At 59.4% G+C, this 22,008-nt stretch carries 23 protein-coding genes; 11 read left to right on the top strand and 12 right to left on the bottom strand.

The window, feature by feature from the left end; translation table 11 throughout:
• Positions 1-21: 21 nt before the first annotated feature.
• The 4 genes from lnt to trmB all read left to right on the top strand — a co-directional run bounded on the left by lnt (position 22) and on the right by trmB (position 4,425).
• Complete coding sequence (lnt, locus tag JZX87_RS08050; RefSeq protein ID WP_206825011.1) at positions 22-1,623, top strand: apolipoprotein N-acyltransferase; 1,602 nt, start codon at positions 22-24, stop codon at positions 1,621-1,623.
• A gap of 147 nt (positions 1,624-1,770) precedes the next feature.
• Positions 1,771-2,187 (top strand): helix-turn-helix domain-containing protein, encoded by a 417-nt coding sequence (locus tag JZX87_RS08055; protein WP_148145970.1) that lies wholly within the window; start codon positions 1,771-1,773, stop codon positions 2,185-2,187.
• A 174-nt stretch (positions 2,188-2,361) separates the two neighbouring features.
• A complete protein-coding gene (metK, locus tag JZX87_RS08060; RefSeq protein WP_148145969.1) occupies positions 2,362-3,624 on the top strand; it encodes a methionine adenosyltransferase in 1,263 nt (420 codons plus the stop codon).
• Positions 3,625-3,720: 96 nt separating this feature from the next.
• Positions 3,721-4,425, top strand: a complete 705-nt coding sequence (trmB, locus tag JZX87_RS08065) for a tRNA (guanine(46)-N(7))-methyltransferase TrmB (protein WP_206825012.1) — start codon at positions 3,721-3,723, stop codon at positions 4,423-4,425.
• 24 nt (positions 4,426-4,449) lie between these two features.
• Here trmB and JZX87_RS08070 read toward each other — a convergent pair whose 3' ends face one another.
• Entirely contained in the window at positions 4,450-4,707 is a 258-nt protein-coding gene (locus JZX87_RS08070; RefSeq protein WP_148145967.1) for a BQ00720 family protein, read from the bottom strand.
• Positions 4,708-4,750: 43 nt separating this feature from the next.
• Positions 4,751-5,179 carry an Hsp20 family protein gene (locus JZX87_RS08075; protein ID WP_206825013.1) on the bottom strand — a complete coding sequence of 143 codons (429 nt, stop codon included), beginning with the start codon at positions 5,177-5,179 and terminating at the stop codon, positions 4,751-4,753.
• Positions 5,180-5,368: 189 nt separating this feature from the next.
• Between JZX87_RS08075 and JZX87_RS08080 the strand changes: the two genes are divergently transcribed.
• On the top strand, positions 5,369-6,310 hold the full coding sequence (locus tag JZX87_RS08080; RefSeq protein WP_206825014.1) for a nucleoside hydrolase: 942 nt from the start codon (positions 5,369-5,371) through the stop codon (positions 6,308-6,310).
• Positions 6,311-6,354: 44 nt separating this feature from the next.
• On the opposite strand, the gene JZX87_RS08085 is transcribed toward JZX87_RS08080, so the two are convergent.
• The 3 genes from JZX87_RS08085 to JZX87_RS08095 form a co-directional block, all read right to left on the bottom strand.
• Positions 6,355-8,691, bottom strand: a complete 2,337-nt coding sequence (locus JZX87_RS08085; RefSeq protein WP_206825015.1) for a methyl-accepting chemotaxis protein — start codon at positions 8,689-8,691, stop codon at positions 6,355-6,357.
• A 186-nt stretch (positions 8,692-8,877) separates the two neighbouring features.
• On the bottom strand, positions 8,878-9,777 hold the full coding sequence (locus JZX87_RS08090; RefSeq protein WP_206825016.1) for a ribokinase: 900 nt from the start codon (positions 9,775-9,777) through the stop codon (positions 8,878-8,880).
• A 49-nt stretch (positions 9,778-9,826) separates the two neighbouring features.
• Positions 9,827-11,029 (bottom strand): DNA recombination protein RmuC, encoded by a 1,203-nt coding sequence (locus tag JZX87_RS08095; protein ID WP_206825017.1) that lies wholly within the window; start codon positions 11,027-11,029, stop codon positions 9,827-9,829.
• Positions 11,030-11,141: 112 nt separating this feature from the next.
• Here JZX87_RS08095 and def point away from each other — a divergent pair, with 112 nt between their 5' ends.
• The 3 genes from def to truA are packed head-to-tail and all read left to right on the top strand — an operon-like array spanning position 11,142 to position 13,416.
• Complete coding sequence (gene def / locus JZX87_RS08100) at positions 11,142-11,657, top strand: peptide deformylase (protein ID WP_148145961.1); 516 nt, start codon at positions 11,142-11,144, stop codon at positions 11,655-11,657.
• A gap of 56 nt (positions 11,658-11,713) precedes the next feature.
• Positions 11,714-12,661: a methionyl-tRNA formyltransferase gene (gene fmt / locus JZX87_RS08105; RefSeq protein WP_206825018.1), complete on the top strand. Its 948-nt coding sequence runs from the start codon at positions 11,714-11,716 to the stop codon at positions 12,659-12,661.
• On the top strand, positions 12,661-13,416 hold the full coding sequence (gene truA, locus JZX87_RS08110; RefSeq protein ID WP_148145959.1) for a tRNA pseudouridine(38-40) synthase TruA: 756 nt from the start codon (positions 12,661-12,663) through the stop codon (positions 13,414-13,416). Before fmt ends, truA begins: the two co-directional genes overlap by 1 nt.
• A 54-nt stretch (positions 13,417-13,470) precedes the next feature.
• On the opposite strand, the gene JZX87_RS08115 is transcribed toward truA, so the two are convergent.
• Genes JZX87_RS08115 through dapD form a run of 3 tightly spaced genes read right to left on the bottom strand, consistent with a single transcriptional unit; the run spans position 13,471 to position 16,122 of the window.
• The gene (locus tag JZX87_RS08115) at positions 13,471-14,067 is read right to left on the bottom strand and encodes a hypothetical protein (protein WP_206825019.1); all 597 of its coding nucleotides are present in this window, start codon (positions 14,065-14,067) and stop codon (positions 13,471-13,473) included.
• Positions 14,051-15,247 carry a succinyl-diaminopimelate desuccinylase gene (gene dapE / locus JZX87_RS08120; RefSeq protein ID WP_206825020.1) on the bottom strand — a complete coding sequence of 399 codons (1,197 nt, stop codon included), beginning with the start codon at positions 15,245-15,247 and terminating at the stop codon, positions 14,051-14,053. Before dapE ends, JZX87_RS08115 begins: the two co-directional genes overlap by 17 nt.
• A 14-nt stretch (positions 15,248-15,261) precedes the next feature.
• Entirely contained in the window at positions 15,262-16,122 is an 861-nt protein-coding gene (gene dapD, locus JZX87_RS08125; protein WP_206825021.1) for a 2,3,4,5-tetrahydropyridine-2,6-dicarboxylate N-succinyltransferase, read from the bottom strand.
• Positions 16,123-16,260: 138 nt separating this feature from the next.
• On the opposite strand from dapD, the gene JZX87_RS08130 reads away from it, so the two are divergent.
• Positions 16,261-17,121, top strand: a complete 861-nt coding sequence (locus tag JZX87_RS08130; protein WP_206825022.1) for an LOG family protein — start codon at positions 16,261-16,263, stop codon at positions 17,119-17,121.
• A gap of 82 nt (positions 17,122-17,203) precedes the next feature.
• Here JZX87_RS08130 and JZX87_RS08135 read toward each other — a convergent pair whose 3' ends face one another.
• Together JZX87_RS08135 and JZX87_RS08140 are read right to left on the bottom strand one after the other, a co-directional pair.
• A complete protein-coding gene (locus JZX87_RS08135; protein WP_206825023.1) occupies positions 17,204-17,839 on the bottom strand; it encodes an EF-hand domain-containing protein in 636 nt (211 codons plus the stop codon).
• Between the two features lie 120 nt (positions 17,840-17,959).
• Entirely contained in the window at positions 17,960-18,673 is a 714-nt protein-coding gene (locus JZX87_RS08140) for a pyrimidine 5'-nucleotidase (protein ID WP_183823524.1), read from the bottom strand.
• Positions 18,674-18,778: 105 nt separating this feature from the next.
• On the opposite strand from JZX87_RS08140, the gene JZX87_RS08145 reads away from it, so the two are divergent.
• On the top strand, positions 18,779-19,681 hold the full coding sequence (locus JZX87_RS08145) for an EamA family transporter (protein WP_206825024.1): 903 nt from the start codon (positions 18,779-18,781) through the stop codon (positions 19,679-19,681).
• A gap of 51 nt (positions 19,682-19,732) precedes the next feature.
• Here JZX87_RS08145 and argB read toward each other — a convergent pair whose 3' ends face one another.
• Entirely contained in the window at positions 19,733-20,620 is an 888-nt protein-coding gene (gene argB, locus JZX87_RS08150; protein ID WP_148148346.1) for an acetylglutamate kinase, read from the bottom strand.
• A gap of 203 nt (positions 20,621-20,823) precedes the next feature.
• Here argB and JZX87_RS08155 point away from each other — a divergent pair, with 203 nt between their 5' ends.
• Positions 20,824-21,261, top strand: a complete 438-nt coding sequence (locus JZX87_RS08155; protein ID WP_206825025.1) for a hypothetical protein — start codon at positions 20,824-20,826, stop codon at positions 21,259-21,261.
• A 16-nt stretch (positions 21,262-21,277) separates the two neighbouring features.
• On the opposite strand, the gene yihA is transcribed toward JZX87_RS08155, so the two are convergent.
• Complete coding sequence (yihA, locus tag JZX87_RS08160) at positions 21,278-21,925, bottom strand: ribosome biogenesis GTP-binding protein YihA/YsxC (RefSeq protein ID WP_210297746.1); 648 nt, start codon at positions 21,923-21,925, stop codon at positions 21,278-21,280.
• Positions 21,926-22,008: the final 83 nt, after the last annotated feature.

Raw genomic sequence — 22,008 nt, forward strand, 5'->3', positions numbered from 1 at the left:
ATTCGCGAAAAGGGGACTTGTATGGAGCGGCTGGCGGGCAAGGTCATGCTTCTTTCGGGGTGGTCCCGGATTGCACTCGCAGTATTTGCGGGTGCCATTGGTGCGCTGGCACTTCCCCCCTTCGGTATCTTTGCCACGCTTTTCATATCGTTCACGCTTCTCGTCTGGCTCATCGACGGATCGACGGGCAATCCCGGCGGCGGGGCAGCCAGCCGCTTGCGCGCGGCCTTCGTGATCGGCTGGCTGTTCGGATTCGGCTATTTCGTTGCTAACCTCTGGTGGCTCGGCAACGCCCTGCTGGTCGATGCCGAGGAATTTGCCTGGGCGCTGCCTCTCGCCGTCTTCGGGCTGCCCGCCTATCTCGCAATCTTCTACGGCTTGGCGACGGCGCTTGCCCGTGCCTTCTGGTCCGATGGCATCGGGCGTCTGGCAGCACTCGCCGCAGCCTTCGGGGTGGCGGAATGGTTGCGCAGCTTTGTGCTGACCGGCTTTCCTTGGAATGCCATCGCTTATGGCGCCATGCCGGTTCCGCTGATGATGCAGTCGAACGCGGTTCTTGGGATTTTCGGCGTCACGGTACTTGCGGTCTTCGTTTTCTCGGCTCCTGCGCTGTTCGGCACGGGGAAGGGCAAGATTATCGGTCTTGCCGTTGCTGTCCTTCTGGCGGCGGCGCATGTAGGCTTTGGTGCGTGGCGACTAAATGTCGCAGACGAAAAACTCGCCTCGGGAGACGGCAAAAAAACAACCATACGTATTGTTCAGCCGATGATTGATCAGGCCCAGAAACTGGACGATACGAACCGCACGGAGATCTTCGAGGAGCATTTGCGCCTCACGGCAGCGCCGCTAAAGGACGGTGAAACCCGCCCGGATATCGTGGTCTGGCCTGAGACTTCGGTGCCGTTCATCCTGACCGAAAATCCGGACGCGCTGGCTCGGATCGCCGAGGTTCTTGAAGACGGACAGGTGCTCGTCACCGGCGCCGTACGCTCCGAAAACGCCGGCGCCGGCGTCGCGCCGCGATATTATAATTCCATCTATGTTATTGATGGTGATGGGCAAATAACATCAGCGGCAGACAAGGTGCATCTTGTTCCCTATGGCGAATATGTGCCCTACGAAAGCATCCTCGCGTCGCTTGGGATTACCGAAGCGATCGCCATGCCGGGCGGCTTTACGGCCGCGTCCTCCCGCAGCCTTCTCACCTTGCCAGGCGGTGCGCTTCTCTATCCGTTGATCTGCTACGAGGCGATCTTCCCTGGAGAGATCGGTCCGGATGTCGAGCGGACGTCGGCCATATTGAACGTGACGAATGATGGCTGGTTTGGTGCAACGCCCGGTCCTTACCAGCATTTCCAGCAGGCCCGTCTGAGGGCCGTCGAGAACGGTATGTTCCTGATTCGCGGAGCAAATACCGGCATTTCGGCGGTCGTGGATCCATTTGGCCGTGTAGTGCAGGGTCTTGGATACAATCAAAAGGGTGTGATTGACGCATCTATAGGTGGTAAATATATCCTATATTGGAGTAATAGCAGTCGGCGATGGTACTTCTGGTTGGTTGTGGCATTGATGTCTTTGATTGCAGTGTCCTCGCGTCTAAGTTTTAATTCCCGCGCGAATTGACCAAAAACCCCCAAAATTGCATAGTGAGAATGCCTACCGTCTCGTCATATGCTTCGCGCATTGGTTCTGTCGTCCCAATCGTGAGGTGTATTCTCCATACGCGGACCGGGTTGAAAACCTAACTGCAACTTCACCAGGACCCCCATTATGATTGAAAACAAGAAAAAGCCGAACCCGATCGACATTCACGTCGGGAGCCGGATCCGCCTGCGCAGAACGATGCTGGGCATGAGTCAGGAAAAGCTGGGCGAAAGCCTTGGCATTACTTTTCAGCAGATCCAGAAATACGAAAAAGGGACGAACCGCGTCGGCGCGAGCCGTCTGCAGAACATCTCGAGCATTCTCAATGTTCCGGTGTCCTTCTTCTTCGAAGACGCGCCGGGCGAGCAGTCCGGCGGTGCAACCGGCATGGCCGAAGCATCCAGCTCCAACTACGTCGTTGACTTTCTGTCGTCCTCGGAAGGTCTCCAGCTCAACCGTGCGTTCGTGAAGATTGCCGATCCCAAGGTTCGCCGCAGGCTCGTCGATCTCGTCAAGGCTCTCGCAGCGGAGGCGGAGGAATAGTCTCTCTTCAAGAGACGGGGAGGAGAAAGCGGCTTTTACAGCCGCTTTTTTTTGTCCTCATTTCAGTTAAGAGGCAATTTTAGGCATAAAGATATATTTATGTCGTTGTGTTCTTGTTTTTATCAGTTGAACTCACTAAACATTTTACTGTCCATTCTTTGAGGGGTTCCCCGCATGCACGCCAATTATCTGTTCACCAGCGAGTCCGTGGCAGAAGGCCACCCGGACAAGGTTTGTGACCGCATTTCCGATGAAATCGTGGACCTCGTGTACCGCGAAGCTGCAAAGACGGGTGTTGATCCGTGGAAGGTTCGCATTGCCTGCGAAACGCTCGCCACTACGAACCGCGTAATAATTGCCGGTGAAGTGCGCCTGCCGCCAAGCCTGATGAAGAAGGACAAGAACGGCAACGACGTCATCAACCCGTCGAAGTTCAAGTCGGCAGCCCGCAAGGCCATCCGCGACATCGGCTACGAACAGGACGGTTTCCACTGGAAGACGGCGAAGATCGACGTTCTCCTGCATTCCCAGTCTGCCGATATCGCGCAGGGCGTCGATAGCGCAGCCGACAAGCAGGGCGACGAAGGTGCCGGCGACCAGGGCATCATGTTCGGTTACGCCTGCAAGGAAACGCCGGATCTCATGCCGGCCCCGATCTATTATTCGCACAAGATCCTGCAGCTGCTCGCGACTGCCCGCAAGAAGGGCGAAGGCGATGCAGGCAAGCTCGGTCCCGATGCCAAGAGCCAGGTGACGGTACGTTACGAAAACGGCAAGCCGACAGAAGTCGACTCGATTGTTCTCTCCACGCAGCATATCGATGCCAGCTGGGATTCGAAGAAGGTTCGCCAGGTCGTAGAGCCCTATATCCGCGAAGCGCTCGGCGATCTCCCGATCGCTGCCGATTGCAAGTGGTACATCAACCCCACCGGCAAGTTCGTCATCGGCGGTCCGGATGGTGATGCAGGCCTGACCGGTCGCAAGATCATCGTCGACACCTATGGCGGCGCGGCCCCTCACGGAGGCGGCGCATTCTCCGGCAAGGACACGACCAAGGTCGACCGTTCGGCAGCTTATGCCGCCCGTTACCTCGCCAAGAACGTTGTCGCAGCAGGCTTTGCCGATCGCTGCACGATCCAGATCTCCTACGCGATCGGTATTGCCCAGCCGTTGTCGATCTATGTCGACCTGCACCAGACCGGCAAGAACGTCACCGAAGACCAGATCGAAAACGCGATCCGCAAGGTGATGGACCTGTCGCCGACCGGCATCCGCCGCCATCTCGACCTCAACAAGCCGATCTATGCCAAGACCTCTGCTTATGGCCACTTCGGCCGCAAGTCTGGCCGTGACGGCTCCTTCTCCTGGGAGAAGACCGATCTCGTGAAGCCGCTCAAGGATGCTCTGAAGGAAGATCTTCTGGTCGCGGCCGAATAAGGCTTTTCCGATCGGGGCTTTACCGATCTGGTAATCACACGTTAAAGCGGGTGCCTTCTGCGGGCATCCGCTTCTTTGTTTTTGGACGATGAGATCATGACTGACGAGCAGCAGCACCCGACGCGGGCAACGGAAGCGTTTTACGGCCGCCGGAAGGGCAAGCCTCTCCGCGAGCGTCAGGCCGAAGGCATGGCGACGTTGTTGCCTGCCCTCAAGCTCGATCTCGCATCACCGGCCCCGGACGACCTGCGCACGCTTTATCCGGCTCCGGTCGAGCGTATGCGGCTTGAAATCGGCTTCGGCGGCGGCGAACATCTGGTTCATCGCGCCCGGGAAAACGAACCGACCGGTTTCATCGGTGTCGAGCCCTTCGTCAACTCGATGGCGAAGCTGCTGTCGCAGGTCGAGATCCATGATCTGAAGAACGTGCGCGTCTATGACGATGATGCAACGCAGGTGCTGGACTGGCTGCCGACAGGCTCGATCGATCAGATCGATCTTCTCTATGCCGATCCCTGGCCGAAGCGGAAGCACTGGAAGCGTCGCTTCGTCTCACAGGTGAATCTAGAGCGTTTCCATCGCGTGCTGAAACCCGGCGGCACGTTCTGCTTCGCGTCGGATATCGATACCTATATCAATCATACGCTGATGCATTGCCGTGACCACGGCGGTTTTGCCTGGCAGGCGGAGCAGTCTTCCGACTGGCTGACGCCTTATGCCGGCTGGCCGGGAACGCGCTACGAGAACAAGGCCCGCAGGGAAGGGCGCTCCTCAGCCTATCTGACCTTTATCAGGGTCTGAGAACGGCCTTTAAGAGAAAGGCGGTCAGTGCAGGCTGACCGTCTTCAGGTCGTCTTCTGCTGCCTTGAAAAAGGTGCTGGACCGGTTGTCGGTCAACAGGATCGGCGTGCCGTCCGCGCCGAACAAAGCCCAGAGGTCCAAGCTTGGATCCATATCGGGAGCTTCGGGAAAGCAGCGGGAGACTTCTTCAGACCGCATCCTGCGAATGTACCCGACTTCACCGGCACCGAGATGGGCGAGTTCGGATTGCGACAAATGCGTGTTCGCTTCTTTCAAAAGCATTCCAGCCTCCGCTTGAGGGCGTCGGCCTTGATGCCGACACGTTCTAGTCTGAGACGGAAATGTTAATTTTTCTCACTACGCGTTGCGGTTCCGGGCGCACCAGATCGACCGAGAGAAGGCCGTTCTTCAAGAGGGCGGAGGAGACTTCCATCCCGTCCGCCAGCATGAAAACCCTTTGAAACTGGCGTGCGGCAATGCCTCTGTGGAGGTAATCGCGCTCGGGCTGCTCGATCTGGCGACCGCGGATCACCAGCTGATTTTCTTCGGTTGTAACGTCGAGTTCTTCTTCCGAAAAGCCGGCGACGGCAAGCGTGATGCGCAGTTTTTCATGGCCATCGGCAATGCCCGACCTGATTCGCTCGATATTGTATGGCGGGTAGCCTTCATTCGCCTTGGCGAGGCGTTCGAGTGTTTTTTCCATCGCATCGAAGCCCAGTAGCAGCGGGCTTGCGAAGGGTGTCATCCGGGTCATCGTTCAGTCCTTGCATCAAGCGACCATGCCGACGCTCAGAAGGCACGCCGGAGCTGTGATTCATATGGGTTGCCGACATCCGAAGCGCAAGTTGCGGCAGATGATCTGCCGCGCGAAAGCTGCTCCTGCCGTGCTTGACAAAGCCTGCGCAGGCCTCCACCAATCCCCCTCGAATTCAGGGGATGAACAATGTCGCCACGTAAGATCATTATCGATACCGACCCGGGCCAGGACGATGCCGCAGCGCTGATGCTGGCTTTCGCAAGCCCGGAGGAGCTTGAAATTCTCGGCCTCTGTGCCGTCGCCGGAAATGTTCCCCTCTCGTTTACCAGCCGTAACCTGCGCATCGTCTGCGAACTCTGCGGCAAGCCGGATGCCAAGGTGTACGAGGGGGCATTGAAGCCGCTCAATCGGCCACAGGTGACCGCCGAGCATGTGCATGGCAAGACCGGGCTTGACGGAGCTGATTTGCCTGAACCGACCATGCAGGCGCAGGCTCAGAATGCCATCGATTTCATCATCGAGACGCTGCGTCGCGAGCCTTCCGGAACGGTAACAATCTGCACGCTCGGCCCGCTGACCAACCTCGCGCTGGCACTGCAGAAGGCACCGGACATTGCCAGCCGTATCCAGGAACTGGTTATGATGGGCGGTGGCTGCTTCGAAGGCGGCAACATCACGCCGGCGGCCGAATTCAACATCTATGTCGATCCCGAAGCGGCCAAGATCGTTTTCGAAGCCGGCATCCCGACCGTTATCATGCCGCTGGATGTGACGCATCAGCTTCTGACGACCAGGGACCGTGTTGCCAAGATCGCAGCTATCGGCACGCGTCCGGCTCAGGTTCTGGTCGAATGGCTGGCGTTTTTCGAGCGCTTCGACATCGAGAAATACGGTTCCGATGGCGGGCCGCTGCATGATCCGAGCGTGATTGCCTATCTGCTGACGCCGGAACTCTTCTCTGGTCGTCTTTGCAATGTGGAGATCGAGGTCGAGTCAGAACTGACGGTCGGTATGACCGTGGTCGACTGGTGGCATGTGACCGACCGCAGGCGCAACGCGACCTTCATGCGCAATGTCGATGCCGGCGGTTTCTTCGCGCTGCTGACCGAACGCGTCGCGCGCCTCTGAAGTTCAAGGTGCCGCCCTTCACGGGCGGCACCCCATCGTGTTTCTCAGAACTCTTCCCAGCTTTCCGCAACGGCTGCCGAGCCATGGGAAACGCCTGCGACCTTACGCGGTGCATAGACGGGCGCCTCAGTTCGGCGCGGAGCCGCAGACTGCATTCTCTGCGCCATCTGACGAAGCGGCTGCGCTGAACCGACGCTTGGAGCCGAGGTGCGGAAGCGTTGGACGAGATCCCGCAGCGTTTCCGCCTCGCCATTCAGCACGGCGCTGGCAGCGGTCGTCTCTTCCACCATGGCGGCGTTCTGCTGCGTCACCTGATCCATCTGGTTGACGGCCGAGTTGATCTCCTTCAGCCCCACCGCTTGCTCGCCGGCGGAAGAGGAAATCTGGCGGATCAGTCCGTTGATCTGCATGACCTGGATTGCGATCTTCTGCAGCGCATCGCCAGCCTTGCCGACAAGGTCCACACCCTCGTTGACCTGCGTCGTAGAGGCATTGATAAGGGTCTTGATTTCCTTTGCCGCGGTCGCAGAACGCTGCGCCAGCTCCCGCACTTCCTGCGCGACGACGGCAAATCCCTTGCCGGCTTCACCAGCGCGGGCCGCCTCGACGCCGGCATTCAGCGCCAGAAGATTGGTCTGGAAGGCGATCTCGTCGATAACGCTGATGATGCGAGAAATTTCCTGCGAGGAATGCGCGATGGCCTGCATGGAAGCGACGGCCTTCTGTACCACTTCGCCGGACTTTTCGGCATCTTCACAGGCAAGATTGACCGTTGAGGCCGCCGTGCCGGCGTTTTCGGCACTGGAGTTGACCTGTTCGGTCAACTCGTTCAGCGCTGCGGCGGTCTGTTCAAGGCTTGCCGCCTGCTGCTCGGTGCGGTGAGAGAGGTCACCCGAGCTGGCCGTGATTTCACGTGTGCCGTTACCGATATTCTGCACCGATGAGGCGACCGAGATCACGGTGTTTTCGATGCTCTCGACAGCGCTGTTGAAGTCGTGCTTCAGCTTCTCGTAGTCACCTGGGAATTCACCCGTCAGGCGATGCTGCAGGTTGCCGTTGGAAAGTTCCGCAAGGCCTGAAGCGAGAAGCTCCACCACATGCGCCTGCTGACGGGCAGTGGCTTCACGCTCGGCCGCCGAGCGATGACGCAGGTCTTCGGCGGCACTGCGCTGAGTTTCTGCTTCCGAAGCGAGCCGCTTGCCATCGGCCAGCGTGTGGCGGAAACCTTCCAGCGATCTCGCCAGCGCGCCGACTTCGTCATTTCGGTCCTGACCCTGTACGGCCTCGTTGTACCTGCCTTCGCCAAGCTGGCCGACGCTGGCAAGCAGGGCGTTCAGCGGGCGGCGTAGCAGCGAGCCGCTGGCAACCGAGAGGGTGATGATGACGGCGCCGAGCAGGAGGATGCCACTGACGATCATCATGAAGGTCTGGTCGGTGACCGGCGCCATGATCACGCTCATCGGCACATCGACGACGACAGCCCAGCTGGTGTTAAGGTCGGGAACGGTGAAGGGATAGACGACCCGCTCGTAAAGTTCACCATCAGGACCGGCCAGATTGTCGATCGTTGCCGGCTTGCCGGATTTTAGCGTCGAAAGCAGGACGTCCGTGCCCTGGCCCTCGACCGGCTTCATCAGATTGTCGGCGATATCCGGAACGATCCACTTGCCGCCCTGAGAGACGAGCAAAACCCGGCCGGAACCGAAGGGGCGCATCGCCTGCAGGGTCTTCGAAAGCGTTGCCATCGAGACATCGACGCCGGCAATGCCGATGAGCTTGTCGCCGGACATGACGGGGTAGGCGATCGAGCTCATGGCGGTCTTGTCGCCGGTCGAGCTTTCGATATAGGGCTGGGTCAGCGCGCCTTTTTTTGATGCTGCCGGCAGGGCATACCATTCCGCCTGGGTGTCGACCTCGAAGACGCTATAGGCGATGTTGCCGGCCTTGTTTTTGGTCCAGTAGGGAGCAAGTTCGCCCTTCTTGTTGCCGCCGAACTCCCCATTGCCGATGAACTCGGCGTTCCGGCCGTCGAACGCGCCGGGCACTTCGGCAAACCAGCTGCCATAGGCAAAGGTGTTCTGTTCGAGATTGGCCTTCAGCGCATCGATGACATTCTTGCGATCGAGATAGCCGGCCTCGTGGCCGCGGCCGACAACGCCGGCCATCGCGCGCGCCGCACCCGCAAGCTGGCCGATTTCGGCCGCAACTTCGTTGCCGATGGAACGCGCTTCGGCATTGGCCTGCTCCAGCGTAAGCGTGGTCACCCTGTCGCTTGTCTGGGAGATCATGAAGAAGTTCGAGACGACGAGCAGTAGCGCGATGGCAATGCTGGTGACGACGATCAGTTTTTTCGAAAGGGAATTCAGGCGCAGGAAGGACATGACTTGCCTCGTGGATCCGTGGGGCGGAGATCGCTGACATGGCAAGTGAAAGGCCCCGTCATGGGGCGTTCTGCTCGGCTGACGCCTTAAGAAGAAGATGCCGCAGCGACGCTACCTGGCATCTGTTAAATTTGACTGAAATTGCAACAAGGCATCGACCCGGTTTTCCAGGCCGATGAGAGGTTTTTACAGCTTCTGATCCACAGCTTCGGCAAGCGGGATCGAAGGCTGGGCGCCACGCGAAAGGCAGGCGAGCGACCCGGCGACCGCTGCCCGACGAAGGGCCTGCGCGAAGGTCAGGCCTTGGTCGAGGCTGGCAGCAAGGTAGCCGCAGAACGTATCGCCGGCTCCCACCGTGTCGACGGGCTCGATGACAAGTCCCTTGGCCGTCAGGATCTCGCCATCGCGAATGGCGATCACACCATCGCCACCGAGCGTCACGACGAATGTCTGACCGCTTTCCGAATGCAGCTTATTCAGGGCCGCTATGCGGGCTTCGGCACTGGCCGCAGGTTCGCCTGATACCAGATCGAATTCCGTTTCGTTGGCGACGACGATATCGGCCAAAGAGGACAGCCGGATCGCATCTTTCGTGAATGGTGCGGTATTAAGGATAGTGGTAACGCCTTTTTCCCGCGCGGCCTTGAACACGGCCTCGACGGCAGCTGGCGGAATTTCGAGCTGCAGCATCAGGATGTCGCCCGCGGTCATTGCATCGACCGTCTTGACGGCTTCATCAGCGGTGATCGTGCCGTTGGCACCGGGAACGACGACAATCATGTTCTCGCCATCGCCGCCGACAAGGACGAGTGCCGTTCCCGTCGGTTCATGAGCCTTCAGAACTGAAGAAAGGTCCGTACCGGCAGCCTTCAGAAGTTCCAGTGCCGGGTCTGCGAATGTATCGCTCCCGACTGCACCCGACATTTTTACGCGGCTGCCAGCCCGCCGTGCCGCGAGTGCCTGATTGGCGCCTTTGCCACCAGCGGCCGTCGAGAATGTCTGACCTGGAACCGTCTCGCCCGGCTTGGGCAATTCTGCCGTTGTGGCGATAAGATCCATATTGATGGAGCCGAAGACGGTGATCATGAAGTGCCCTGCCATGCGTGTTGATATGCGCGGACACTGCCCGACGGCACTAGTCCTCGTCAACTACCCGAAGCCGCAGAAGACCTGTACGGCTCTCGACCGATTTCGGCGGCGGTGCATCTGCCGATTGCTCGGCTTTCGCGGGCGCTTCCAGCTCCAGCGAAGTAATCCGGTTGCCGCGGCGGGTCAGCTTCTCGGTGGAGGTGAGGATCTGCTCGACATCCTTTTCCGCGGCAAGGAAATGCGACTGCAGCTTGCGCGTCCTGTCATCTAGCCGCGTCAAATCCTCCATCAGCAGGCCGACTTCGCCCTGAATCAGATGCGCCTGCTCGCGCATCCGCTGGTCTCTCAGCACCGCCTGGATGACCTGGATCGACAGAAGCAGCAGGGAGGGCGAGACGATCACCACGCGGGAGCGCTGAGCCTTCTGCACCACCGCATCGAAATGCTCGTGGATCTCGGCAAAGATCGATTCCGACGGCACGAAAAGAAGCACGGTATCCTGTGTTTCGCCGGCAATCAGGTATTTTTCCGAGACGTCCCTGATATGAACGTCCATATCTCGCCGGAACTGCTGGGCCGCAGCACGCCGTGCGTCGGGCGAGGCGGCCTCGCGAAACGCAGTCCACGCTTCGAGCGGGAATTTGGCGTCGATCACCAGCGGTGGTGCGCCGTTCGGCATGCGGATCACGCAATCCGGTCGCGTTCCGTTGGAAAGCGGCGACTGGAAGGAATAAGCCCCGTGCGGCAGGCCGTCGGCCACGATCGTCTCCATCCGGCCCTGGCCGAATGCCCCGCGCGTCTGCTTGTTGGAAAGGATCGCCTGCAGACCAACGACATCCTTGGCCAGCGTCTGGATATTGTTCTGTGCCGTATCGATGACGGCCAGCCGCTCCTGCAGCTTACGCAGGTTTTCATGCGTCGATTTGGTCTGTTCGGTAATCGTCGAGCCCAGCCTGTGGGTCATGCCATCGAGCCGCTGGTTGACCGCATGATTGAGTTCGGCCTGACGGCTGGTGATCGTCTCGGCCATGGCGGCGAGACGCCCGTGCATCTCGCCTTGCATCCGCACCAGTTCGGCCAGCCGCGCCTCCGCATCAACTGTCCGCTGCGTCATCTCTTCGCGCTGGCGACCGCCGCGAAGGACGGCGAAAAGCGCGATGATGACCGCCAGAACGGCGAGAACTGCTCCTATGAGTAGGATTGGTAGTGCAGAATCAGGCGGCAGGATATGGGCAAGGATCTCTCTCATGGCGCCACTCTAGCAGATTGCATTAGCAACGAAAGATCAAAACGTGAACATATGCCAAGAAGCATGCTGCATACCTGTTCCATCGGCGCAAAAGATGCGCTATGGGGGCGGCATGACAATCAAGCCGCTCATCATCCTTCCCGATCCGCTTCTTAGGCAGGTTTCGGCGCCCATCGAAACCGTTAACGCCGAGCTTCTCAAGCTCGCCGATGACATGCTCGAAACCATGTATGACGCGCCGGGCATCGGTCTTGCCGCGATCCAGATCGGCGTGCCGAAGCAAATGCTCGTCATCGACGTGTCGCGCGAGGACGAAGAGAAGAACCCGCAGGTCTTCATCAACCCGCAGATCGTCAAATCTTCGGATGAGCTCTCGGTTTACGAAGAAGGCTGCCTTTCGATCCCGGATTATTATGCCGAGGTCGAGCGACCGGCTACGATCGGCGTGAAATATGTCGGGCGCGACGGCAAGGAACATATGCTCGAAGCGGACGGCTTGCTTGCCACCTGCCTGCAGCATGAGATTGACCATCTGAACGGCGTGCTTTTCATCGACCACATCTCGCGGCTGAAGCGTGACATGGTAATCAAGAGGTTCACCAAGCTTGCCAAGGGCAAGGCTGTTTAGGTCTCGGTCTACCTGACTGAAAACGGAAGGCGCGTCCGCGAGGCGCGAGAAGTCCCATGTCACTTCGCATCATCTTCATGGGCACGCCGGATTTTTCCGTGCCGACATTGCAGAACCTCAAGCAGGCCGGCCACGAGATCGTCGCGGTCTACACCCAGCCGCCTCGGCCGGCCGGTCGCCGCGGGCTTGATCTGACCAAATCGCCGGTGCATCAGGCCGCCGAACTGCTCGGTATTCCGGTTCTCACACCGTTGAATTTCAAGACGGAAGAAGATCGCCAGACATTTCGCGATTTCGACGCGGATGTCGCGGTCGTTGTGGCCTATGGCCTGCTTCTGCCGGTGGCGATCCTCGAAGGCACGAAGCTCGGTTGCTACAATGGCCACGCTTCGCTCCTGCCGCGCTGGCGCGGTGCAGCGCCGATACAGCGCGCCATCATGGCCGGCGACGAGAAGACCGGCATGATCGTGATGAAGATGGAAAAGGGACTTGATACCGGCCCGATGGCGCTGACGAGAGAAGTCGAGATCACGCAAGCGATGACGGCCGGCGAACTGCATGACAAGCTCATGCTCGTCGGTGCCCGCGCCATGGTCGAGGCGATGGCGAAACTGGAAGCCGACGACCTGCCGCTGACGCCGCAGCCGGAAGAGGGCGTGCTTTACGCCGCCAAGATCGACAAGGGCGAGACCCGTATCGATTTTTCCAGATCGGCGCGCGACGTGCATAACCATATTCGCGGTCTTTCGCCGTTCCCGGGTGCATGGTTCCAAGCCGAAATCAACGGCAAGCCGGAGCGCATCAAGGTGATCGCGTCCGCCATCGGAGAAGGAAGCGGTGCCGCCGGTCAGATTCTTGACGACGCGCTGACCGTTGCCTGCGGCGAAGACGCCGTCCGGCTGACGCGCCTGCAGAAGGCAGGCGGCAAGCCGCTGGATGCGGATGATTTTCTGCGCGGCACGCATTTGCCCAAGGGCACTACGCTTCCGGTTGGGGCTGCCTGATGCCGCGGTTCCGCATGACCGTCGAATATGACGGCACATCCTATGTCGGCTGGCAGATGCAGGAAAACGGCCATTCCGTACAGGCTGCCCTGCAGAACGGCATCCTGTCGCTGACCGGCGAAACCGTCTCTGTTCGCGGTGCAGGACGCACGGATTCGGGGGTTCATGCGAGGGGGCAGGTTGTCCATGCCGACCTTTCTCGCGAGTGGAAACCATTCAAGCTGCGCAATGCGCTCAACGCCCATCTGATGATGGCGAGCGAGCGTGTCTCGATCATCGACGTGCAGCAGGTCTCTGATGACTTCGATGCGCGATTTTCGGCGGTGAAGCGGCATTATCTCTACCGCATCATCACCCGCCCTTCGCCGCTCGCAATCGAGGCTGGCCAGGCCTGGTGGGTCCCGAAGGAACTCGACCACGAGGCGATGCACGCCGCCGCCCAGATGCTCGTCGGCCATCATGACTTCACCACCTTCCGGTCTGCCCATTGCCAGGCGAAAAGCCCGGTGAGGACGCTGGACCGGCTAGATGTGACGCGCTCAGGCGATCTGATCGAGATCCGCGCGAGTGCCCAGAGCTTTCTGCACAATCAGATCCGCTCCTTCGCCGGGACGCTGAAGCTCGCCGGCGAGGCGAAGATGTCACCCGACGATGTGCGAAGAGCGCTTGAAGCGCGCGATCGCAAGGAATGCGGCCCGGTTGCGCCACCAGAAGGCCTCTATTTCATGAAGGTCGATTATCCCGGCGACACTTGAAGCAATTCCAGCAAAAGTGGGAACTGGTTTCGTCCGGAATTGCGTTGGCATAAATCAGTAGGGCGAGACGCCGAGATAGGATTGCAGCAGGTCGGCGACGATGAGGCCCGGCACCAGCAGCACAAGCATGGTTGTTGCGACCACAAGCGGCTCCGGTCCACAAATCTGCCGCACGAAGCGGGAAATGGCGAAGATCGTCGCGATCAGCAAGGCGAGTTGCACGAGTGCGATGAGGCCAGCTGCAAACGGCACGAGAAACAGCAGCAGCGTCAGCACCGCATAGGCATAGGATATCGGAACCGAAAGCCAGTTGGTCGCCACCACGATGGCGATGAACTTGCGTTCGGTCTTCAGCAGCAGGCAAAGAATGCCGAGCAGCGTAAGCGGCAGGATCCAGTTGATCGCCTCGACCATAAAGAGCCTCAGATAAAAACCGAGACCTGCCTTGGTTCCTTCCGTGCTCGCAGAGAGGAAGGCGAACCGCATCCCAGTCCAATAGACGAACATGGCCGGCAGGCACCAGACGAAGGCCCAGAACGACCGCATCATGCCGCGATCGGTCATGTCGAGCCGCTTCAGGCCCTGCGCATCACCTTTGAAAAGCAGCCAGAGGCCGCTGATGTAGAATTTGACTTCAGGAAATGGAGGCATCGCCGAACCAGCGGGAGAGGAAGGTTCCGTAGATCTGGGTCAGCGTCTCGAGATCGGCAAGGGCGACGCGTTCGTCCACCATATGCATGGTCTGTCCGACAAGGCCGAATTCGACGACCGGGCAATAATCCTTGATGAACCGCGCATCCGAAGTGCCGCCGGTGGTCGATAGCGCCGGCTGCTTGCCGGTTACGGCTTCGACCGCAGCCGAAAGCGAGCCGATCAGCGCATTGTTGCGGGTCAGGAACACATGGCTCGGGCGTTCGGCCCAGACGATCTCGTATCTGGTCGGCTGGCGATTCGGACGCAGCGTCTGGTCGGAGGCAGCCTCGTCCAGCCGGCGCAGGATTTCGGCCTTCACCGTGTCGGCAGTCCAGGTGTCGTTGAAGCGAATGTTGAAGGCGAAGCTTGCCTTGGCCGGCACGACATTGGTGGCAGGATTGCCGACATCGACCGTCGTGACTTCCAGATTGGAAGCCGGGAACTCTGGCGTGCCGGCGTCGAAGGGCGGGTCCATCAGCGCCGAAGCAAGCGGCAGAAGACCGCGAACGGCATTGTCTGCCAGATGCGGATAGGCCGCATGGCCCTGCACGCCGAACACCATGACCTTGCCGGAAACGGAGCCGCGCCGACCGATCTTGATCATGTCGCCGAGCACGTCCGGATTGGTCGGCTCGCCGACGAGACAGGCATCCCAGCGCTCGCCTTTTTCGGCAGTCCATTTCAGCAGTTTTTCCGTGCCATTGACGGAAGGACCTTCCTCGTCGCCGGTAATCAGGAAGGAGATCGATCCTTTTGGTGCGCCATGCTTCTCGATATGACGGGCGACAGCTGCGATGAAGCAGGCGATGCCGCCCTTCATGTCGACCGCTCCGCGGCCGAACATCTCGCCATCGGCGATCTCGGCCCCAAAGGGAGGATGGCTCCAGGAGGCTTCGTCGCCGACCGGCACGACATCCGTATGACCGGCGAACATCAGGTGCGGCCCGTCTGTTCCGAGCCGGGCATAGAGGTTTTCGACGTCGGGAAGACCCGGCTCAGTCGCGATCATCCGCTCAACGGTAAAGCCGAGAGGCGCAAGCATCGCTTCGAGTGCCGAAAGCGCGCCGCCTTCCGCCGGGGTGACGGAAGGGCAACGGATCAGCGTTTGCAGGTTTGCAATCGGATCGGAAACAGACATCGGATGGGTCTCTATTAGTCGCGCAGCAGCTCGTTGATACCCGTCTTGGAACGGGTCTTCTCATCGACGGTCTTGACGATGACGGCACAGTAGAGATGCGGAGCCGCGAGGCCGTTGGGCATCGTTGCATTGCCCGACGGCATCGAGCCGGCGACGACGACGGAATAGGGCGGGACTTCGCCATAGGTCACTTCGCCGGTGGCGCGATTGACGATCTTGGTCGACTTGCCGATGTAGACGCCCATTCCGAGAACCGAGCCCTCGCGGATGATGCAGCCTTCGACGACTTCCGAACGGGCGCCGATGAAGCAATTGTCTTCGATGATCGTCGGACCGGCCTGCATCGGCTCGAGCACGCCGCCGATACCGACGCCGCCCGAAAGATGCACATGCTTGCCGATCTGCGCGCAGGAGCCGACGGTTGCCCAGGTATCGACCATCGTGCCTTCATCGACGAAAGCGCCGAGATTGACGAAGGACGGCATCAGCACGACGTTCTTGGCGATATAGGCCGAACGGCGTACCACTGCATTCGGCACGGCGCGGAAACCGGCGGAACGGAACTGGTTTTCACCCCAGCCTTCGAACTTGGACGGAACCTTGTCCCACCAGGTGGAAGCGCCTGGGCCGCCCTTGACGACTTCCATATCGTTCAGGCGGAAGGAGAGGAGAACGGCCTTCTTGAGCCACTGGTTGACGGTCCAGGTGCCATCTTCGCCGCGAACAGCGACGCGGGCCTGGCCGGCGTCGAGCAGGTTGAGCGAGGTTTCTACGGCATCGCGCACTTCGCCTTTGGTCGAGACGGTGACGCTGTCGCGGTTGTCGAAAGCGGTCTCGATTGTCTTTTCGAGGGCGGCGAAGTCAAAGCTGCTCATGGAAGATCCTTAAACGTCACGCGGTATCGTGATGGCTGGGAAGGTGGTCATTTGGTCCCATTTGCTCTAAGCGACCGCCACTCAAGCGTCAATGTGAATTGGCGTCAACCACGGTTGGCGCGGGAAGGAAGCGAGAGCATGGCAAAGAGAAGGTCGGAAGCGCGGGGAAGTGAAGACAAGGTATGGGAACCGCTGAAGGACAGCACGGCCGACAAGCATGCCGCCGCCGCCCAGCCCAAGACGCCGCAGACGCAGTCGCCCTCCTATCGTCTTGCTTTTGCCGACGAAGAGTTCCTTTGCAGCAAGGAGCTGCGTCCTGTGCGGCTGCAGCTTGAACTCGCCAAGGCGGAAATGATCCTCAGCGAAAAGGGCATCGCATCGACCGTCGTCCTGTTTGGCGGCGCGCGTATTCCGGCGCCTGGCCAAAAGCCCTGGGCCGCCCATAACGAGACCCAGCACAACAATCTCCAGGCGGCTTCCGTCTATTATGATGAGGCGCGAAAATTTGCCGCGCTTTGTGGAGAATATTCGGCGAAGTTCGACCACAAGGAATTCGTCGTCGTCACCGGTGGCGGTCCCGGCGTCATGGAGGCGGGCAACCGCGGTGCGACGGAAGCCGGCGCGCCGACGATCGGTCTCAATATCATGCTGCCGCACGAGCAGGCGCCGAACCCATATGTGACGCCTGAACTCTCCTTCAACTTCCACTATTTCGCCATTCGCAAGATGCATTTCATGATGCGGGCAAAAGCGGTTGCGGTCTTCCCCGGCGGCTTCGGCACGCTAGACGAAATGTTCGAGGCCCTGACGCTGATCCAGACCAAGCGCATGGAGCGCATTCCGCTCATCCTGTTTGCTGAAAAATTCTGGCGCAGCATCATCAATTTCGAAGCGCTGGCCGATTTCGGCACGATCGCGCCGGAAGATATCGAGCTGATCAATTTCGTCGAGACCGCCGACGAAGCCTGGAAAGTTATCCAGGATTTCTACGAGAAATAAAAATAGAAGACCCGCCCCTCGGGGGAGAGGCGGGCCTTTGTCGACAACTGACGGCTAGTTCCGTTATGCGGGGGGCGGGGAACTAGAGGGGGCGGTCCGGCAGGTCGTCGATGGAAATTACGCCGTCCTTGTTGGTGTCCATGCGGGCAAACAGCTTGTCGCTGGCAGCTGAAGCCTCGGTCTTGGTGATCTGGTTGTCACGGTCTTCGTCGATCATCCGGAAGAAGCGACCGCCGCCCATGCCGCCATGGTGCTCGAAGCGGGCCTTTCGGAATTCACCGTGTCGGCCGTCATGGCGTCGATCGTCGCGGTCGGCATGTTCATGCCGTGGACCATCGCCGTCCTTGCGCTCGGTATTTTCAGCCATTTCGGGGCGCGGATTGTTCTTGGCGAACTCTTCCCGTTTGGCGATGCGATAGTCGACAAGCTCGCCGCGCGTGATGTTGCCATCCTTGTTGGCGTCGATCTGGTTGAACAGGGCCTCCTGGCTGGCGGCCATTTCCTCCTTGGAGATCTTGCCGTCCTTGTTGGTATCGGCGCTCTTCAAAAGGCGAACGAAGGTCACGTCCTTCATCATCGCGCCACGCATCATGGCGTGAGAGCCATGCCGGCCGCCTGGTCCGCGGTCAGGCCGTTCGGGTGCGGCGAATGCCGGGATTGCGGCTCCTGCGACCAATACGGCTCCGAGCGTCGCAATAACGATCTTCTTGGCGGTCATCGAGAGTTTCCTTCCCTTTTATTTCGATGACCTCAAGCTATGGCCGCCAAGCCCCGGCGACCACTTAAACTCCCGTAATGTGGATGAATTCTTTGTAATGCTGGGCCAGGACTTCAAGCCTCAGCCCTGCACGATCCCCTTCAGGAATGTGGCGAGATCATCGGTCACGTAATCGATGTGATCGTCCTCGTCGGAAAACGTCTCCCAGCGCTCGATCAGCACGTCGTCGAGATTGCGCGGCGTGAGCAGAACGGTCCGCATGCCGAGCGCTTTCGGAACGGTGAGGTTACGCGGCAGATCTTCGAACATGGCGGCATTGGCCGTATCGACCCGATGAAGGCTGGCGAACTTGTCATAGGTCTCACCCGCCGGCTTTGGGACGTAACCCGCCGCGACGATATCGAAAATATCGTCGAAATTGTCGAGGATGCCGAGCGCGCGGGCTGTCGCTTCGGCATGCGGAACACTGCCGTTGGTGAAGATGAACTTTCGGCCGGGCAGCGCCTTGATCGCATCTCCCAGATCCGGGTTCGGGACCAGTATCGAATAATCGATCGCATGCGCCCTTTCCAGAAATCCGTCCGGATCAATGCTATGGTTCAGCATCAGGCCCTGAAGCGTCGTGCCGTGCTCGTGGTAATAGCGCTTTTGCAATGCGCGTGCTTCGTCTCGCTCAAGCTGCAGCAGTTCCTGCACATAGGCCGTCATGTTCACATCGATCTGGGCGAAGAGATTGATGTCATGCGGGTAGAGCGTGTTGTCGAGATCGAAGACCCAATCGCGGATCTTTGAAAAATCTGTGGCGTCGGCTGAGATCTTGGGTTTCTTGTCCATATCCCGCTTATGCACTGCCTTGCTGATAAAGAAAATCGAAAAGGCGACGGCTCGCCGCCGCTTGCGGCTTGGCGACAAATCCGCCTGCATGATACCGGCTGAAACATGGAACTCTGGATCCCCATCACCATTGCTGCCGCCTTCCTGCAGAACCTGCGATCGGCATTGCAGAAGCATCTTCAGGGCAGGCTCGGCACCCGTGGCGCGAGCTTCGTCCGTTTCGGCTACGGTTTTCCGGTAGCGATCCTCTATGTCGTGCTGCTCCACCAGCTCGCAGGTTTTGCGGTCCCTCAGATCAACTGGACCTTTGCAATCTGGGTGGTGATCGGCGGCTTGGCGCAGATCTTTGCCACCATCATGCTGGTCCATCTTTTCTCGCTCAGAAATTTCGCCGTCGGCACCGCCTATTCGAAGACGGAGCCCGTTCAGGCGGCGATCTTCGGCTTCATCCTGCTCGGCGAAAAGCTGACGGTTGGCGCAATCGGCGCAATCATCACCGGCGTCATCGGCGTGATGCTGATCTCGATGGCGCGCATGCCCCTGTCATGGAAAAATACCGTCACGGCGCTGGCCAGCCGTACGGCACTGGTCGGCATCGCTTCCGGTGCCGTCTTCGGCATTTCTGCCGTCGCCTATCGCAGCGCGTCCCTGTCGCTCGATGGCCCCAATTCGATCATGCAGGCGGCCATGACGCTTGCCTGCGTCACGACCTTCCAGACGATCTTCATGCTGGTCTGGATGGCATGGAAGGACAAGGGCGAGATCGTCACGGTGCTGAAGACTTGGCGTTCGTCCTCGCTGGTCGGCCTTGCCAGCGTCTTTGGTTCGGCCTGCTGGTTCACCGCCATGACACTGCAGCAGGTGGCCTATGTCCGTGCGCTCGGCCAGATCGAACTCGTCTTCACCTTCATGGCCTCGTATTTCCTCTTCCACGAGCGGATCAACCGTATGGAAGTGATCGGTTGCCTGCTGATCGTGGCGGGCATTCTCGGGCTTCTGGCAGGCTGAAACGAAAAAAGGCGCCTTGCGGCGCCTTCATCATTCGATGTCGTGGAGAGATCAGGGCACGATCAGTGTGCCCGCGCCGCGTTCGGTGAAGATCTCGAGCAGCACCGAATGGGCGGTCTTGCCGTTGAGGATGACGACGCCCTGTACGCCGGAGCGGATCGCGTCGATGCAGGTCTCGACCTTCGGGATCATCCCACCCGAAATGGTGCCGTCCTTGATCAGCGCCTGTGCCTGCGCGACGGTCAGTTCCTTGATCAGGTTCTTGTCCTTGTCGAGCACACCGGGAACGTCGGTCAGGAAGAGCAGGCGGGTTGCATGCAGCGCACCGGCAATCGCACCCGCAAACGTGTCGGCATTGATATTGTAGGTCGCGCCGTCGCGGCCCGGAGCAACCGGGGCGATGACCGGGATCATTTCGGACTTGGCAAGCAGGTCGAGCAGCGTGCGGTCGACTTCGACCACTTCGCCGACGAAGCCGAGATCGAGCACGCGCTCGATATTGCTGTCGGGATCGATAACCGTCTTCTTTGCCTTTTCGGCAAAGACCATGTTGCCGTCCTTGCCGCACAGGCCGATCGCCCATTCGCCGGTCTGGTTGATCAGCGCGACGATTTCCTTGTTGATCGAGCCGGCGAGAACCATTTCGACGATCTCGACCGTCTTGGCGTCGGTGACGCGAAGACCGCCTTCGAATTTCGATTCGATGCCCATCTTGGTCAGCATCGCGCCGATCTGCGGGCCGCCGCCATGCACGACGATCGGGTTGACGCCTGACTGCTTGAGAAGCGCGATATCGGCGGCGAAAGCCTTGCCGAGCTCGGTATCGCCCATGGCGTGGCCGCCATATTTCACCACGATCGTCTTGTTTTCATAGCGCTGCATGTAAGGCAGAGCCTGCGCGAGAAGTTTGGCCTGGAGTTCGCTGTCCGACGTCGTCATGAAAATCCCTCACATCAAAGGTGGGGCGCTTTTAGCGCAAGTTTTTGTCAGAAGGAATAATCACTACAAAGTTTTCGGAATAACCGCGTCGTGGCCCTGCTGTCTTTATGACGCATTGCGCAGGCGCGTTACCCACCGTTTAGTGATGCCGGGCGTGTTGACAGAAGACAACGAGAAGCCGACCCTGTTTTGGTGTTCGTGCATTGTTTGCGTACCCAAATAAAAAGACACAGAACACACACCGGAAAAAGATCGCGCGACTTATGACGACTCCGAACCAGAGCGAAAGTGACCGTTCACGAGATCAAGTTCTCGCGGGCGAATATGTGTTGGGCGTATTGCCTCCCGAGGCCCGCCGGGGCATCGAGGAGCGTATGGCCCGCGATCCCTCTTTTGCGGCAACGGTCCGGCGGTGGGAAGACAATCTTTCGGATTACGACGAGCCGTATAACGATCCCAAAGCGCGACTTAGGCTTCAGGCACATTTTCCGGTTCTTGTGTCAAAGAGAAGCTTCAGCCGCGAACTGGCCGTTGCAGGAAGATGCTGGAACTCGATTAGCTTCTGGCGTGCAATGTGCGTGATGTTGGTTTTCGGTATCGTGACCTACGCGGCTTTCCAGTCGGGATGGCTTGCACTCTGAGCATGCCCGCCGGCGTTTAGATTGTCAGCGTTACGGCCTCGCCAATCGCAGCTCGCAACTCGTCCAGACCCTTTCCTTTCTCCGATGATGTGGAAAGAACGAACGGATACGCGGCCGGACGTTTACGGATCTTTTCCAGCGTTTCCTCGATCAGCTTCGGCACGGCCGGTTCCTTGATCTTGTCCGTCTTGGTCAGAACGATCTGATAGGACACGGCTGCCTTGTCGAGCAGGTCCAGAACGTCGTCGTCGTTTTTCTTCAGTCCGTGGCGGCTGTCGATCAGCACATAGACGCGTTTCAGCGTCGCACGTCCGCGTAGATAGTCGAAGACGAGTTTCGTCCAGTTATCGACCATTTCCTTCGGCGCCTGCGCATAGCCATAGCCCGGCATGTCGACAAGAGCCATTGGCGGCAGGTCGCCCTCCTGACCCGAATATCCATCAGGCACAAAATAGTTCAGTTCCTGCGTCCGACCGGGTGTGTTGGAGGTTCTCGCCAAGCCTTTTTGGCCAACCAGAGCATTGATGAGCGATGATTTGCCCACGTTAGAACGACCTGCGAAGGCAACTTCCAGAGGGCCTTCCGGCGGCAGGAACTTCATCGAAGGCACACCACGGATGAAGATCCAGGGGCGACCGAACAGAGGCTTGTCGTTGGTGGTCATTCGTTTTTCTATCTCTGCATCTTCTGGAAAATAGATCGCATCCGGGTTTTGGCGTCAGATGTCAAGCATCTCGGGTGAGATGC

It is taken from the genome of Agrobacterium sp. Ap1, assembly GCF_017313375.1.
In the GTDB taxonomy this organism is placed as follows: Bacteria; Pseudomonadota; Alphaproteobacteria; order Rhizobiales; family Rhizobiaceae; genus Neorhizobium; species Neorhizobium cellulosilyticum.